Origin of the sequence: Bradyrhizobium lablabi, assembly GCF_018129385.1 — a bacterium.
Taxonomy (GTDB): Bacteria; Pseudomonadota; Alphaproteobacteria; order Rhizobiales; family Xanthobacteraceae; genus Bradyrhizobium; species Bradyrhizobium lablabi_C.
Genome location: NZ_JAFCLN010000004.1, coordinates 190,388 through 206,292 on the forward strand (window position 1 = coordinate 190,388; position 15,905 = coordinate 206,292).

The following is a 15,905-nucleotide window of genomic DNA, read 5'->3' on the forward strand; positions in this document are numbered from 1 at the left end:
GCGGCCAGGCCGTGCATCGCTATTTCGGCGTGAAGCCGAACGTGCGCTCGAACCGCTTGGCGTAGTCGGGCCATACCTCCGGATTGACGATGCGCGGCGGTCGTTTGCCGTCGAGCGCGTCCAGCAACTGCTCGGCGGCGATCCGGCCCATATTGATCCGTGCCTCTCGCGTCACGCCTGCGGTGTGCGGGCTTGCCAGCACGTTGTCGAATTGCAGCAGCGGATGCTCGGGCGGCGGCGGCTCCTTGTCCCAGACGTCGAGCCCGGCGCCGGCGATGCGCTTTTGCTTCAGCACTTCATAAAGCGCTTCCTCGTCGTGGATGAAGCCGCGCGCGGTCGTGACGAAGAAGGCGTGCGGCTGCATCAGTGCAAATTCGCGCGCCCCAATCATGCGGCGGCTGCCCTTGTTGAGAGGACAGGAGATCGACACGAAGTCGGAAGCCCGCAGGAGATCGTCGAGCTCGACCTTCTCTCCGCCTCGCGCCGCGATCTCTTCCGCGGACAAATAGGGGTCATAGGCGAGAACCTTCATGTGCAGAAGGCCCTTGCAGAGCTCGGCGATGCGGCGGCCGACATTGCCGATGCCGATGATGCCGACGGTCTTGTCCTTGACCTCGTTGCCGATCAGCGAATTGCGGTTGACGTTGCGCTCACGGCGCAGCGCCCGGTCGGATTCGAGGATGCGCTTCGACAGCGTGATCATCATGCCGAGCGCATGCTCGGCGACCGAATTGGCGTTGCCGCCGGACTGGTTGACGACGACGACGCCGGCTTCCGTACAGGCGTCGACATCGACGGGATCGAAGCCGGCGCCGTTGCTTGAGACGATCAGCAGGTTCGGCGTCCGCTTCAAGAGATCCTTGTCGACATGGAAATGCCGCGCCAGCTCGTCGCGCGCCGCGCCGATCTGGTAGGCATGCGCCGCCGACAGAATCGGCGAAAAGATCTCGGCCGGGCTTTCGTTCTCGAGCCGGTCGAGCCGCACGTCGGGGCGCGCTTTGAGGATTTCGGTGTAGATGTCGTGGGCGAGATATTTGACGTAGAAGACGCGCTTGTTGTTGACCGACATATTCTTCTTTCAGTTGGGAAATTCGTAGAGTTTTGCGGGATGGGTCGCGAGGACATTGTGCTGCGCCGCCTGATTCGGCGTCCACGCGGCGGCTGGCAAACGGGGATCATCAGATTTGCCCTACTCCGGCTTCATGCCGGAAGCCTTGATGATCGGCCCCCATTTTTCGTAGTCGGCATGAATCTTTTCGGTGAACTGGCGCGGCGAGCCGGCGATCGGCTGTGCGCCGAGTTTCTTCAGCCGCTCCTTCACTGAATCGGTGTTGAGCGCCGCGATGAAATCGCCGGCGAGCTTTGCCACGATATCGGCCGGCATGTTGGCCGGCCCGAGCAGCCCCCACCACACTTCGGTGTCGTAGCCCGGCACGGTCTCCGACATCGCCGGCACATCGGGCAGGAACGGCGCCCGCGCGGCCGTGGTCACCGCCAGCGCGCGGACGGCGCCGGCCTGAAGCTGGCCGACCGACTCCGGGCCATTGTTGAACGACATCGGGATTTGTCCACCGATCAGATCGTTCATCGCGGGCGCGCCGCCCTTGTACGGGATCGCGGCGATATCGACCTTGGCGAGGCTCTTGAGCAGTTCGCCGGCCAGATGGGTCGAGGTGCCGTTGCCGGCATGAGCGAAGGACAGGCTCCCCGGTTTCGCCTTGGCCGCCGCAATCACATCCGCGACCGACTTGTATGGTGAGTCCGCACGGACCAGCAGCACGTTGGGCGAGGATGCCAGCAGCGTGATCGGCGTGAAGTCCTTGAAAGTGTCGTAAGGCAGCTTCGCGTAGAGGAATGGATTGGTAGCGTGACCGCTGGCCACCATGATCAGCGTGTAGCCGTCGGGCTGCGAAGTCACCAGCGCCTGGGAGGCGATCAACCCACCTGCGCCGGGGCGGTTTTCGACGACCACTTGCTGGCCCCATTGCTTCGACACGACCTCACCGAGGGTGCGGGTGAGAACATCGACGCCGCCGCCGGCCGGATAGGGCACGAAGATACGAACGGGCTTGTCCGGGAATTGCGCCTGCGCGGCGCTCGCAGCCGCTGCGATGAGAGCCGCAAGCGCAGCCGTCCGGAACCAGCTTCCCATGGCATCCCTCCCCGATGTCTTCATTATCGCCATGATCGCATGACGGCGCGACTGGAGTACGCCGCCGAATGCAGATCACGGTAACGGTCAGCCATGTTGACAATCCCGCCGGTCCCGTCAAGTTGCAGCCCTTAGCGCGGCCGCATGCAGACGACGTCGCGACACAGGGAGACGACAATGGCGGTTGCGGAGGAGAGAACCTCGCCCCAGAGCTGGCCCGAGGTGGTGCTGCAAACGCTCAAGCGCAATGACGTCCGCCTGATCCCCTATGTACCCGACCGCGTGCTGACTGGCCTGATCAAGAGCCTGCACGCCGATCCCTTTTTCACGACCTTCCCCACCGCGCGCGAGGAAGAGGCGGTCGGCATCGTCTCCGGCGCCTGGATGGGCGGCCTGAAGGGCGCGGTGCTGATGCAGACATCGGGCTTTGCGACGCTCGCCAACGTGCTGGCTTCGCTGGTCGTGCCGTCCCAGATCCCGCTGATCATGTTCGTGTCCGAGCGCGGCACGCTCGGCGAATTCAATCTCGGCCAATCGCTGGTCTGCCGCACCATGCGCCCGGTGCTGGATTCGCTCGCGATGGAGCACCACACCTGCACGCGGCTGGACGAACTCGAATTCGTCGTCGACCGCTCGATCAAGCAGGCCGTCACCACCCAGGCGCCGGTAGCGCTGATCCTCTCGCCGCTGCTGACCGGCGGCAAGGTTTTTGACAAGTGAGCGCGCCCATGACGAGCACCCCTGCCCGCAACACCAAGGTGATGAACCGCTTCGATCTCACCTCGCGCCTGGTCGCAAGGCTGAGGAACGAGGAAGCCGTCATCGGCGGCATCGGCAATACCAATTTCGATCTGTGGGCCGCCGGCCACCGCCCGCAGAACTGGTACATGCTCGGCAGCATGGGCCTTGCCTTCCCGATCGCGCTCGGGGTTGCGCTGGCACAGCCGAAGCGACGCGTGTTCGCGCTCGAGGGCGACGGCTCGCTCCTGATGCAGCTCGGCACGCTCTCGACCATCGCGACGCTGGCGCCCAGGAATCTCACCATGGTGATCATGGACAACGGCATCTACCAGATCACCGGCGCGCAGCCGACGCCGGCCGCCACCACGGCCGATCTGGTTGCGATTGCGCAGGCCAGCGGCCTCTCCAACAGCACCTGGGCAGCGGATGAGGAGGATTTCGAGCGGCTAATCGATCAATCGCTTACCTCTGACGGTCCAACGCTGATCGGCGTGCGCATCGACGACAAGCCGGGAACCGGAACCACCAAGCGCGATCCCGTCCAGATCCGGGAGAATTTCATGCGCGGCATGGGCGTTCGGCAGCCGTTCTGACGCCCAAGATTCGGGCATTAACCATAGCGATCGGCCCCTTCGCAGTTGCGGAATACAGGTCTCGTATCTGTGTTATGCGAAGGCGATGACGATCTTCCTCCGCCTCTTGGCCTGGCTGCTGGCCGCCGCTGTCGCCTTTGCAACGCTGGGGCCGCCGCGCTACCGGCCGCATGCCGATCTCGGCCAGAGCGGCGAGCACGCCCTCGCCTTCGTGCTGGTCGGTCTCGCCTTCGGCCTTGCCTATACACGCAACCGCCTGCTCACCGCTTTCATCGCGGTGGCAATGACCGGCGCCATCGAGATCATGCAATTCTGGGCGCCGGGACGGCATGCGCGGTGGATGGATTTTGTCGTCGACGCATCCACGGTCTGTGTCGGACTGGCTGTCGCGGCAGCGCTCGACTGGATGATCAAGCGGACGCGGACGCAGGCCTCCCAATAGAATCCCCGCGAGCCGAGCGCCCGCGGGGTCTTTCATTTCGATAGTTCGCTGCGCGTGCTCGGACACGCATTAGTCGATGATCTTGATCACCCGGCGCGTGCGCGGCTCCACGATCACCCGGCGATCATTGACGACCGCATAGCGATACTCGGTGTGGCTCGGCACCGGCCGCAGCTCAACGGCTTCCGGCAGCGGCTCACCGACGACGACACGCTCATGCACCACCACGGAGCGCTCGCGCGGAACGGCGCCGATCACCGCATTCGGAATCTCTAGGCCAAGGCCAACGGCCGCACCGACGGTGCCGCCGACGACTTCGCCGACCGGGCCACCAACCTGTGCACCGACATGCGCGCCGGTGTTGGCGCCATCGACGGTGGTGGATTGTGCGAACGCCGCGCCCGACGTCATCAACGACGCGGCGACAAGCGAAACAGCAAGACGGGTCTTCATCGTATCGTCCTCCAGCGGTTTGAAGATGCTTTCTTCAACCGCCGGGGTGGTGAGCAGTTCCGGTTCCAGTTGCGGGAAAGTCAAGCAAGGGAAGCGGGTTCCCTTGCTTGCGATGAACATGCGATGAACGTCAGGCGTTGCCGATCTCGTGGTCCGCCATCATCTCCAGCGCCCGCACCATCGCCGAATGATCCCAGGCGCGTCCGCCATGCGCGGCGCACGAAGAGAACAATTGCTGCGCGATCGCCGTGCTCGGCAGCGAGAGGCCGAGCGCACGCGCGCCTTCGAGCGCGAGATTGAGATCCTTCTGATGCAGCTCGATGCGGAAGCCGGGATCGAAATTCCGCTTCAGCATGCGCTCGCCATGCACCTCCAGGATTCTCGATGACGCGAAACCGCCCATCAGCGCCTGCCGCACCAGGGTCGGATTGGCGCCGGCCTTTGACGCGAACAGCAAGGCTTCGCTGACCGCCTCGATGGTCAGCGCGACGATGATCTGGTTGGCGACCTTGGTGGTCTGGCCGTCGCCGTTGCCGCCGACGAGGGTGATGTTCTTTCCCATCTTGTCGAAAATCGGCTTCATGGTCGCGAACGCACGCTCAGGCCCGCCCACCATGATGGTGAGGCTCGCCGCCTTGGCGCCGACCTCGCCGCCGGACACCGGCGCGTCCAGATAGTCGGCACCCAGCGCCTCGATCTTCTTCGCGAATTCCTTGGTGGCCAGCGGCGAGATCGAGCTCATGTCGGTGACGATCTTGCCCTTGGAGATTCCCTCGGCCACGCCGTCCTTGCCGAACAGCACAGCTTCCACATGCGGCGTATCCGGCACCATCACGATGACGGCGTCGGCTTCCTGCGCGACCTGCTTGGCGGATTTGCAGACGACACCGCCCGCGGCAACCAGTTCAGGCGCAATCGTGGCGACGTCGTGCAGAAACAGCTTGTGCCCCGCGTTCAGCAAATGGACGGCCATCGGGCGCCCCATGGTGCCGAGGCCAATGAAACCGATATCGATCATCTCGTTTCTTCCCCAATCGTTTTGGATTTTGTTCTGCGGCTCCATCCTTCGAGACGCCACGCTACGCGTGGCTCCTCAGGATGAGGTTTGAGACCCCTCATGGTGAGGAGCGCGGCAGCGCCGCGCGTCTCGAACCACGAGGCCATTGAATACACCGTATTGATCTACCTGTCCGGAAATACGTGCTCACGTTTCAAATATCTGCGCCGCATGCCAGCCGAGGCCGTCGACCGTCGTCGTCTTCGGTTTGTACTCGCATCCGACCCAGCCACGATAGCCGATCGCGTCGAGATGACGAAACAGGAAAGGATAGTTGATCTCGCCGGTGCCGGGCTCGTTGCGGCCGGGATTGTCGGCGAGCTGGACATGGGCGATGCGGCCGAGATGCTTTTGCAGACCACGCGCGAGGTCGCCTTCCATGATCTGCATGTGGTAGATGTCATACTGGATGAAGAGATTGTCCGAGCGGACGTCGCTGATGAGCTGGGCGGCCTGCTCGCTGCCGCTCAGGAAGAAGCCGGGGATATCGATGGTGTTGATCGGCTCGATCAGGAGCCGGATCTTCTCGCGCGCCAGGGCGGACGCGGCATAGCGCAGATTCTTCACCAGCACGTCGTTGAGCTCGGCCGAGTCGGCACCCGCCGGCGCCACCCCAACCAGGCAATTGACCTGATGGCAGTCGAGCGCCGCCGCATAGTCGATCGCGCGATGCACGCCGTCGCGGAATTCGTCGACCCTGTCGGACAGGATCGCGATGCCACGCTCGCCCGCCGCCCAATTGCCGGCGGGCAGGTTGTGCAAGACCTGCGTCAGCCCGTGCTGCTGCAACTGCTCGCGCAGCGCGGGCTTTTCGAAATCATAGGGAAACAAATATTCGACACCGGAAAAGCCGGCAGCCTTGGCCGCGGCAAAGCGGTCGATGAACGGCATCTCGCCAAAGAGCATGGTGAGGTTGGCGGCAAATTTTGGCACGGGTCGATATCCCCCTGTTTCGGACGATGCGTCAGGCTGGCTGCAGGACAGGTTTGGTGGCAGGCACCTCATCGAGCGGCAGGTCGAGGACCTCCTCGAACTCGATGATGTTGTCGATCTCGGTGCCCATCGAGATGTTGGTGACGCGTTCGAGGATGAACTCCACCACGACAGGCACCTGATGTTCCGCCATCCATTGCCGCGCGGTCGCGAACGCTTCCTGCGCCCGATGGGGATCGGTGACGCGGATTGCCTTGCAGCCGAGACCTTCGGCGACTGCGACATGGTCGACGCCGTAGACGCCGATCTCGGGCGCATTGATGTTCTCGAACGAGAGCTGGACCTGGTAGTCCATCTCGAAGCCGCGCTGCGCCTGACGAATGAGCCCGAGATAGGAATTGTTCACGACCACATGGATGTAGGGCAGCCTGAACTGCGCGCCGACCGCGAGCTCTTCGATCAGGAACTGGAAGTCGTAATCGCCCGACAGCGCGACGATCTCTCTGTCAGGATCGGCAGCGCGCACGCCGAGCGCGGCCGGCAGCGTCCAGCCAAGCGGACCCGCCTGCCCGGCATTGATCCAGTTGCGCGGCTTGTACACGCCGAGAAATTGCGCGCCGGCGATCTGCGACAGGCCGATCACGCTGACGTAACAGGTGTCGCGGCCGAACGCTTTTGTCATCTCGGCATAGACACGCTGCGGCTTGATCGGGATGTCGTCGAAATTGCTTCGGCGGAGCATGGTGCGCTTGCGGTCCTGGCACGAGGCCGGCCATGCCTGCCGCTCCTTCAGCTTGCCGGCCTTGCGCCATTCCTTCGCGACCGAGACGAACAGTTCGAGCGCAGCTTTGGCATCGGAGACGATGCCGAGATCGGGATTGAAGACGCGGCCGATCTGGGTCGGCTCGATGTCGACATGCACGAATTTTCGGCCCTTGGTGTAGGTCTCGACCGAACCGGTGTGGCGGTTGGCCCAGCGGTTACCGATGCCAAGCACGAAATCGGATTGCAGCATCGTCGCATTGGCGTAGCGGTGGCTGGTCTGCAAGCCGACCATGCCCGCCATCAGCGCATGATCGTCGGGAATCGCGCCCCACCCCATCAGGGTCGGCACCACCGGCACGTTGACGGTTTCAGCGAACGTCACCAGCAGATCGGACGCATCGGCATTGATGACGCCGCCGCCCGCCACGATCAGCGGCCGTTCGGCGGCGTTCAGCATGGCGAGCGCCTGCTCGACCTGCGCGCGCGTGGCCGAAGGCCTGTAGACCGGCAGCGGCGCATAGGCCGTATCGTCGAACTCGATTTCGGCGAGTTGCACGTCGAGCGGCAGATCGATCAGCACGGGCCCCGGGCGTCCCGAGCGCATGATGTGAAAGGCCTGGCTGAACACACGCGGCACCAGGCCCGGCTCGCGCACGGTGACGGCCCATTTTGTGACCGGCTTGGCGATCGACTCGATATCGATCGCCTGAAAGTCTTCCTTGTAGAGCCGCGCGCGCGGCGCCTGCCCGGTGATGCAGAGGATCGGAATCGAATCCGCGATCGCCGAATAGAGCCCGGTGATCATGTCGGTGCCGGCCGGCCCCGACGTGCCGATGCAGACGCCGATATTGCCGGCCTTCGCGCGCGTATATCCCTCGGCCATGTGCGAAGCGCCTTCGACATGACGCGCCAGGATATGCTTGATTGAGCCGCGCAGTTTCAGCGCGGAGTAAAGCGGGTTGATCGCGGCGCCGGGAACGCCGAAGGCGATGCTCACGCCTTCCTTTTCCAGTATGCGGACGGCGGCATCGATTGCGCGCATTTTGGCCATGTCGAACCTCGCTTGAAGCGTGTTGTGCGGCTGCGATCATTGCGGCGGCGACGGGTGATCTCAACGGAGGTGATTTTGTTTCCCGCGATGTGGAATGGATGGGGAAAAAGAGCGAGAGATCAGCGGGTTGGAGTGGTAACTTGATGAACAACGTTAGTGTGCTGCCGATGGTCGGCGCCCCATTCATCGACCGTCATCCCCGCGAAAGCGGGGATCCAGTACGCCGCGGCCTCTCGATTCAATCACTTATGTCTCTGGAATACTGGATCCCCGCTTTCGCGGGGATGACGGGTGAGTATGTGGCAGCGTTCTCGCGACACAATTTGCATCCGAGTTTTCCGAATTCGTTGTCCCTCTTCAAAACAGAGGGAGCAGGGAATGCCGGGTGCGCGCTGCACCCGCGGTCTCGTGTGCTGTGCTTGCGCAACAAAAAGGTGCACACGAGCATACAGGTGAGCGGAGAACACTCCGACATCCCCTGCGCAATGGCTTTACGGCTTATATCGCGCTCTCCCTGGTGAGCGGGCTTGTTGTCACCATCGCCTCGCGGAAAGTTCCGCAAGGTTTAGCGCCAGCGTCGCGGCGCCAGGACCACACGACTTCGCCGTACGCCCTTGCCCAGTCGTCTGCTGAACAAGCGCGTCCACCGCATCCCATCCCGACGTTTGGTGGCGACGGCCAACGCCCCTCCTCGGGGATGAGGTGGCGCCGTTATAATTCTGATTTACCGAAATTGGCAAGAGGATTATTTTTACGCAAGGGGCTTGACATTTGTTCTGAAAATCAGAATTGACTTGCCCGGACGGGCTGCTTTCGCGGCGGTTCATTCGAGCTGATTTCGCCGGAAATCCCGGAATGATGGATTGAGGTGCCCGGTCTGGCGAACCGGGAATTATTGCGCCGGCGCAGGCTGCGGCTTGCCGGCGACCTTGGCCGCAAGCCAGGTTTTCCATTCAGGCGTCACGTACGGCCATTTTTCCATCTCGATGCACCATGCCGGGGGGTCGCCCTGAAGAAAGAACCGGTGACGTTCGTCAATGGTCAGGCATCGCGTGACGTCCTGCTTCGCCTGCTCGATCAGATCATTCGTATTGAGAAAGACCTGCGAGATGCGCGCCGTCTTGTCGGACGAGGCGGTTACAACCCGCGTCCCGTTCGGGCTGAAGGCGACGCTGCGAACGGCGCCCTGGTGCATTCTCAGCACCGCGACGGGCACCGCAGTTGCCGCATCCCAGATGCGCGCCGTCTGATCCTGGGAAGCGATCAGGATGCGCGAACCGTCCGGACTGAATGCCGCGCTGTCGAACTGCTGCCCGTTTTCGCTTCGGGCCACCGCGAGCCTCGTCTTGGTTCGCATGTCCCATACGATTGCCCGTGCATCGCCGGTTTCCGATCCGGCCGTGGTGACCATGCGGGTACCGTCCGGGCTTGCGAACGCGCTGATGGGATTCTCGTTGGTCTCCAGAAGGCCCGTTTCGGCGGCGGTGACGGCATCCCGGAATCGCACGATTCCGTCCTCCGTCACCAACATGATCTGCCGGCCGTCAGGCGTGAACGCGGCATCTCCACCCGCCATGACGTTGATCTCGGACTTCTTCTCGATATCCCAGAGGCGCGTCTTGCCATATCCGCTCGCAACGACCCGTGCGCCGTCAGGACTGAATGCGACCGACTGGATCCCCACCCATTTGTCCTCCGTCTTCGCCTTCAACGATGCGATCGGCGAACCGCTCGAACTGTCCCAGACACCCACCGTGCCGTCCTTGGAACCGGTCACGATGCGTTTGCCGTCGTGGCTGAAAGCTGCGCTGTTCACGCCCTTCTCGTGCCTGACGACAACCAGCGGCGCTCCGGTGTTGGCGTCCCACAGGCGCGCTGTTCCATCGGAGGACGCAGTGAGGATGCGCTTGCCGTCAGGGCTGAAGGCTGCGCTGTTCACATCGTCGTCGTGCCTGACAACGACACCCGTCGCGGCCGGAATACTCCAGAGACGAAGCGTTGCACCGGACTGGGTGACAATGCGGGTATTGTCCGGGCTGAACTCGGCAAGCCAGACGCGTTCGTCATGCTCCCCAAGGACGGTGATCTCCTCGCCCGTCTTCGCATCCCAGACGCGAGCCGTCTTGTCTTCGGATGCGGTAATCAGGAGTTTCCCGTCGTTGCTGAAGGCGGCGGCCATCAACAGACCGGTATGCCCCTTGAGCGGGCGAACTTCGATTCCGGTCCTGGCGTCCCACAGGCGCACGGCATCAACCGATTTCGTAAAGAGCCGCGTGCCGTCGGGGCTGAAGGCGGCGCCATTCATCGGATTCTCGTGACCGCTCAGCGTAGCGAGCTTCGCCTGGCCACTGACATCCCACAGGATCGCACTGCTGTCGGATGTCACAAGCCGGCTGCCATCCGGGCTGATGACCGCCCAGACGTTTTCCTCCGCTCCATCATATCTGAAGGTGCCGATCTTCGCGCCGGTCCGGCCGTCCCATATCTGCGCTGTCTTGTCTTCCGACGTCGTGATCAGGCGGGTTCCGTTGGCATTGAAATTCACGCTCCGGAGGTTGCTCTCATGCTTGAGGACAGCAATCTCGGCTGCGGTCGCGGCGTTCCACAGCCGGGCCGTCGCGCCCGCAGAGGTGGTGACGATGCGCAGCCCGTCCGGACTGACAGCGGCTGTTGCCGATGCGCCGGGTTTCTCCAGCACCGCGATCGGCTTTGCGGTTTCGGCACTCCACAGCCGCACGCCCGCTTCGGACGTCGTCACGATCCTCGTTCCGTCTGCCACAAAGGCAGCGCTCCCAACGGACTCATCGATGATACCAAGCGGAGCGCCCGTCTTGCCGTCCCAGATGCGGGCCCGCGCACCGGAGGAAGCGGTAACGATGCGCTTGTTGTCCTGGCTGAAGGCCGCGATCTCCACCTTCCCGTTATGTCCTTTCAGGACCGCAATCGATGCTCCCGTGGTCGCGTTCCAAAGCCGGGCCGTTTTATCGAGCGAGCCACTGACGATGCGCGCTCCATCCGGGCTGAAGGCGACGTGCTGGATCTCGTCGTTGTGACCGGTGAGAACTGCGATCTCCCGCAGCCGCTCGCCTCGTCCAAACCTTCCGGCGTAGAGGCTGACCTCCGCCTCCGGAACGAAGGGCCGTTCGCCCTGCTTGCCGGGCAAGGCTTCGAGCGACAACAGCATCGCGGTCACCTCGTCGCCGGAAGCCGCCCTTTGATGTGCAAGGTCGGCAAGGAAGCGCGACTGCGTCGTGAGCGCCTGATCGCGCTCCTTCACCGCTCGTGCTTCGTTCTCGAGCGCACTCTGCCGCTGTAAATAGGCGACAATTGCGAGCGTGATGCCGATTGCCGCAGCGACCGACGAGCCGGCCATCAAATAGCGCTGACGGCGCGTGGCGGCCTGACGGCTCGCGGTGATATACGCAAGCTGCGCTTCTGTCGGCGGTGGCGCTTCCCTCGGACGACTGTCGCGCCAGCGTTCGGCTTCGAGAATGTCCTCGCCGCTCAGCAGGCCCCGGTCGCGCCGGTTGGCATCCTCCCAACGGCGCGTCAGTTCGCTGATGCGGGTATGCTGGCGGATCCAGGCAATGTCGGTGTCGATCGCCCCGTCGAGCGTGGCGATGCCCGTATCGAAATCGTCGCTTTCCCGGATAAAGATGTAGTTGAGGCGCGACAGGCCGGGCGGCACCTTGCTGTCGTCCACGTCGCGGCGGAGCACCGGAAGCAGCTTCTTTTGCAACCGCCCCGCCTCTTCGATCTCCCAGGCGCAGATGTTCGAGGCGATCGAATCCGGGCTGACGACGAAGATCACCGCGTCGGCGGTGAGGATGAGCGCGCCGATCCGCTCCTTCCACGGCTCGCCCGGCAGGATGTCCTTCTTGTCGAGAAATGCTTCGAAGCCGCGCGCATTGAGAGACGTGACCAGCGTATCGGCGAACGCGGCGTCCTTCCGGGAATAGGAGATGAAGACGCGAGTCTTGCGCTCGGGCGAGGATGCCGACAACGATCCACGCTTGTCCATCGCGAGGGCCTTCGCCATGTGCGCGCCTGCTCCGATCCTCGCCGACCGAGATGGCAAGCCGCCGCCCGGTGCCGAACGCCTGCAAGCTTAAGCTGCCCGCCGCCTCCGCTCAAGCTTGAATTGCAGACGCAGCGTGGCTCGGTGCACTGAGTTTCGGGCCGGCCCCTGCGCCGATCAGTCGAACCGCGCGGTCGAAGTCGTGCCGTCGGGCGCGGTGAATTGAACCGCGCCTTTGGGATTCTCCGGAAGCGCGCCGGCTGCCGTTCCGCTTAACGCCTGCTTTTCCGAGGGCGCGAGCGTGATGCGTTCGGCCTTTCCGCCGACATTGAGGATCGCGACGCCCTTGAAACCTTTTGGATCGATCGGTTTGTCATCATGGCCCCTGAGGAAGACTTCGATCGCCTTGTCCTTCACGACGAGTTCTGCGTGAAAAGCACCGGCGAGGACGATGCGTCCCCCATGGGCGCTTTTCGGGTTGTGCGCATAAGCCGCCGACGCGGTCAGCAGGACAAGGGCGACGGCAAGATGTCTGAACTTCATGGGTGTCTTCCTTTCGGGGTGTACTGGCTAATAGGAATGCGAGGCAGCGCGGCCTGCGAGCTCTTCCTCGGACTTCCGCTGCATCAGCCGCATCAGCGGCTTGCGGCCGAACATCAGGAACAGCACGGGCGTGATCAGGGCGTCGAGCAAGGTTGCGCTGACGAGGCCGCCGAAGATCGTGACCGCGACGGGGTGAAGTATTTCCTTCCCCGGCTCGTCGGCGGCGATCAACAGCGGCAGCAGCGCAAGGCCCGCCGACAGCGCGGTCATCAGCACCGGCGTCATGCGTTCGAGGCTGCCTCGGATGACGAGATCGCGTCCGAACTCCATCCGCTCATGTAGCGCAAGGTTGATGTAGTGGCTGATCTTGAGGATGCCGTTGCGCGTTGCGATGCCGGCCAGCGTGATGAAGCCGACCATGCTGGCGACGGAAAGCGGCTGGCCGGCCAGCGCCAGCGCTGCGACCGCGCCGATCAGGGCGAGCGGCACGCCGCCCATCACGATCAGGGCGAGCATGGCGGAACGGTAGCGGCTGTAGAGAATGGCGAAGATCAGCGCCAGCGAGATGATGGAAAGGATGCCGATCCTCTGGCTCGCTTCCTCCTGGGCCTGGAAGGTGCCCTCAAGGCTCGCGGTGACGCCGGGCGGCAGACTGGTTGCCGCAAGTTCGCTGCGGATGCGCCGCACGATCTCGGCAAGGTCGGTCTTGCCGTCGGAATTCGCGAGCACGACGATGCGCCGGCGGCCGTTCTCCCGCAGGATCTGGTTCGGCCCGTCGGTCTCCTTGACGTCGGCGATCTGGCGCGCGGGGATCCAGCCCGATGGTGTCCTGATCAGGAGATCGCCGAGCTTGTCGGTGGTGCGTAGCTGGTCGGGCAGCCGCATCACGACGTCGTAGCGCTTGTAGCCGTCGACCACGCGCGAGATCACGCGGCCGCTCGACAGGCGCGAGAGCTGATCGGTGACGGCGCCGGGCTGCACGCCGTACAGCGCGGCGCGGGTATAGTCGACGCGGATTTCGAGCTGCGGGATCCGCACCTGTTTTTCGACCTGGAGGTCCTGGATGCCCTCGATCTTCGATAGCCGCTGGCGGAGCTCTTCGGCGCTGCCCCGCAGCGTGTCGAGATCGTCCCCGAACAGTTTTAACGCGAGCTCGGCGCGGATACCCGAGAGCAGATGATCGAGCCGGTGCGAGATCGGCTGGCCGACATTGATCGAGAGCGGCAGCACAGAAAGCCGCGAGCGGATGTCGGCCACGATCTCGGATCTAGCTCGCCCCGATTTCTTGAGATCTACCTCCAGGTCGGACGAATGCACGCCCTCGGCGTGCTCGTCGAGCTCCGCGCGCCCCGTGCGCCGGCCGACGCTGATCACCTCGGGCACATCGAGCAACAGGCGCTCGGCGATGGAGCCGACCCGCGTCGATTCGGAAAGCGAAACGCCGGGGTTGAAGGCGATGTTGATGGTGAACGTGCCTTCGTTGAAGGGCGGCAGGAACGCTCGATTGAGGCCGAAGGCGCCCGCGCCGGCCCCCACAACCGCCAGCGCCGTGACGCCGAGCAAAAGCCCGCGGTGTGCGAAGGCAAAGCTCAGCGCTGCCAGGTTTACCGTCTTCAGCTTCCGGACGAGCCAGCTTTCGCGTTCCGCAAGCCGCTTCATTCCCGGCAACAGGTAGTAGGCCATGACAGGCGTGAGCGTGATCGAAACCAAGAGGCTGGCGACGATCGAGATGATGTAGGCCTGCCCGAGCGGGGCGAACAATCGCCCCTCGATCCCCGAAAGGGCAAACAGCGGCACGAACACCAGCACGATGATCATGGTGGCGTAGACGATGCCCGATCGCACTTCGTTGGAGGCAGAGACCACGACGTCGAACACGGACCGCGGATTGCCCTGCTCCCGGTTTTCGCGCAGCCGTCTAAAGATGTTCTCGACGTCGACGACGGCATCGTCGACGAGTTCGCCGATGGCGATCGCAAGGCCGCCCAGGGTCATGGTGTTGATCGACAGGCCCAGCAGCTTGAAGATGATGGCTGTGGTCAAGATCGAGACGGGAATCGCCGTGAGCGAGATCGCGGTGGTGCGCCAGTTGAGCAGGAAGGCGAACAGGACGACGGCGACGACGAGGCCGGCTTCCAGCAGCACGCGCTCGACATTCGCGATCGAATTCTCGATGAAGGTGGCCTGCCGGAAGATAATCTCGCGGGCGCTGATGCCTGATGGCAGGCTCGGCTCCAGCTCGGCCAACGCCTCCGTGATCTTCTCCGTGAGCTTTACCGTGTCGACATTGGGCTGCTTTTCGACCGAGACGACCACGGCGGGCCTGCTCATATAGCTGCCGTCGCCGCGCTTGACCTTTGGCGCGAACTCGACGCTCGCGACCTGCCAGAGCAGGATCGGACGTCCCTCGATCGTGGTGACGACGATGTTGCGCAGGTCTTCAAGGCTGGTGGTGCGGCCGATATTGCGGATGAGGTATTCGCGGGCGTGCTGGTCGGTGTAGCCGCCGCCGGTGTTGGTGCCGAACTGGCGCAGCGCCGCCTCGATCTGTTCATAGCCGACGCCGAGCGCGCGCAAGGCGGACGGCAGTGGCGCGATGCGGTACTGGCGGACTTCGCCGCCGATCGGGATCACCTGCGCCACGCCGGGGATGGCGAGCAGCCGCGGCCGGATGGTGAAGTCGGCGACCTCGCGCACTTCCATGGGCGAGGCCGTCTTCGAGGTCACCGCAACCAGGAGGATCTGGCCCATGATCGAGCTGATGGGGCCGATCTGCGGGGTGACATTGAGCGGCAACTGGCTCTGCACCTGCGCGAGGCGCTCGGCGACCAGCTGGCGGTTGCGGTAGATGTCGGTGCCCCAGTCGAATTCGACATAGACGATCGAAAGACCGATGCCCGAGACCGAGCGCACCCGGCTGACGCCGGGCACGCCGTTCATCTGGGTCTCGATCGGAAAGCTGACGAGCTGTTCGACTTCCGGCGGCGCGTAGCCTTCCGATTCCGTCATGATGGTGACGGTCGGACGGTTGAGGTCGGGGAACACGTCGACAGGCAATTGGCGCGCGGTGTAGGCGCCGAGCACGACGAGAATGCCTGCGAGGGCAAGGACGAGCAGGCGGTTGCGGAGCGAGACGCTGACCAGGAATGTGAACATC

At 63.7% G+C, this 15,905-nt stretch carries 12 protein-coding genes; 3 read left to right on the forward strand and 9 right to left on the reverse strand.

Annotated elements, in window-relative coordinates:
* Positions 1-19: 19 nt before the first annotated feature.
* Together JQ628_RS10450 and JQ628_RS10455 are read right to left on the reverse strand one after the other, a co-directional pair.
* Positions 20-1,069, reverse strand: coding sequence for a hydroxyacid dehydrogenase (locus JQ628_RS10450; protein WP_212222459.1), 1,050 nt, complete (start codon positions 1,067-1,069; stop codon positions 20-22).
* Between the two features lie 120 nt (positions 1,070-1,189).
* Positions 1,190-2,152, reverse strand: a complete 963-nt coding sequence (locus tag JQ628_RS10455; RefSeq protein ID WP_212222460.1) for a Bug family tripartite tricarboxylate transporter substrate binding protein — start codon at positions 2,150-2,152, stop codon at positions 1,190-1,192.
* A 177-nt stretch (positions 2,153-2,329) separates the two neighbouring features.
* Between JQ628_RS10455 and JQ628_RS10460 the strand changes: the two genes are divergently transcribed.
* The 3 genes from JQ628_RS10460 (at position 2,330) to JQ628_RS10470 (ending at position 3,928) form a co-directional block, all read left to right on the forward strand.
* Entirely contained in the window at positions 2,330-2,872 is a 543-nt protein-coding gene (locus tag JQ628_RS10460) for a thiamine pyrophosphate-binding protein (protein ID WP_212222461.1), read from the forward strand.
* Positions 2,873-2,880: 8 nt separating this feature from the next.
* Entirely contained in the window at positions 2,881-3,486 is a 606-nt protein-coding gene (locus JQ628_RS10465; protein ID WP_212222462.1) for a thiamine pyrophosphate-dependent enzyme, read from the forward strand.
* Positions 3,487-3,571: 85 nt separating this feature from the next.
* Positions 3,572-3,928, forward strand: coding sequence for a VanZ family protein (locus JQ628_RS10470; RefSeq protein WP_212222463.1), 357 nt, complete (start codon positions 3,572-3,574; stop codon positions 3,926-3,928).
* Between the two features lie 69 nt (positions 3,929-3,997).
* Here the strand turns inward: JQ628_RS10470 and JQ628_RS10475 are convergent, their stop codons facing one another.
* From JQ628_RS10475 to JQ628_RS10505, 7 genes are all read right to left on the reverse strand, one after another.
* Complete coding sequence (locus JQ628_RS10475) at positions 3,998-4,381, reverse strand: DUF1236 domain-containing protein (RefSeq protein WP_212222737.1); 384 nt, start codon at positions 4,379-4,381, stop codon at positions 3,998-4,000.
* A 130-nt stretch (positions 4,382-4,511) separates the two neighbouring features.
* The gene (locus tag JQ628_RS10480; RefSeq protein WP_212222464.1) at positions 4,512-5,399 is read right to left on the reverse strand and encodes a 2-hydroxy-3-oxopropionate reductase; all 888 of its coding nucleotides are present in this window, start codon (positions 5,397-5,399) and stop codon (positions 4,512-4,514) included.
* A 186-nt stretch (positions 5,400-5,585) separates the two neighbouring features.
* Entirely contained in the window at positions 5,586-6,371 is a 786-nt protein-coding gene (hyi, locus tag JQ628_RS10485; RefSeq protein ID WP_212222465.1) for a hydroxypyruvate isomerase, read from the reverse strand.
* Positions 6,372-6,402: 31 nt separating this feature from the next.
* Positions 6,403-8,187, reverse strand: coding sequence for a glyoxylate carboligase (gene gcl / locus JQ628_RS10490; protein WP_212222466.1), 1,785 nt, complete (start codon positions 8,185-8,187; stop codon positions 6,403-6,405).
* Between the two features lie 892 nt (positions 8,188-9,079).
* Positions 9,080-12,226: a TIR domain-containing protein gene (locus JQ628_RS10495; RefSeq protein WP_212222467.1), complete on the reverse strand. Its 3,147-nt coding sequence runs from the start codon at positions 12,224-12,226 to the stop codon at positions 9,080-9,082.
* Positions 12,227-12,382: 156 nt separating this feature from the next.
* Positions 12,383-12,748 carry a hypothetical protein gene (locus tag JQ628_RS10500; RefSeq protein WP_212222468.1) on the reverse strand — a complete coding sequence of 122 codons (366 nt, stop codon included), beginning with the start codon at positions 12,746-12,748 and terminating at the stop codon, positions 12,383-12,385.
* A 27-nt stretch (positions 12,749-12,775) separates the two neighbouring features.
* Positions 12,776-15,904: an efflux RND transporter permease subunit gene (locus JQ628_RS10505; RefSeq protein ID WP_212222469.1), complete on the reverse strand. Its 3,129-nt coding sequence runs from the start codon at positions 15,902-15,904 to the stop codon at positions 12,776-12,778.
* Position 15,905 lies beyond the last annotated feature (1 nt).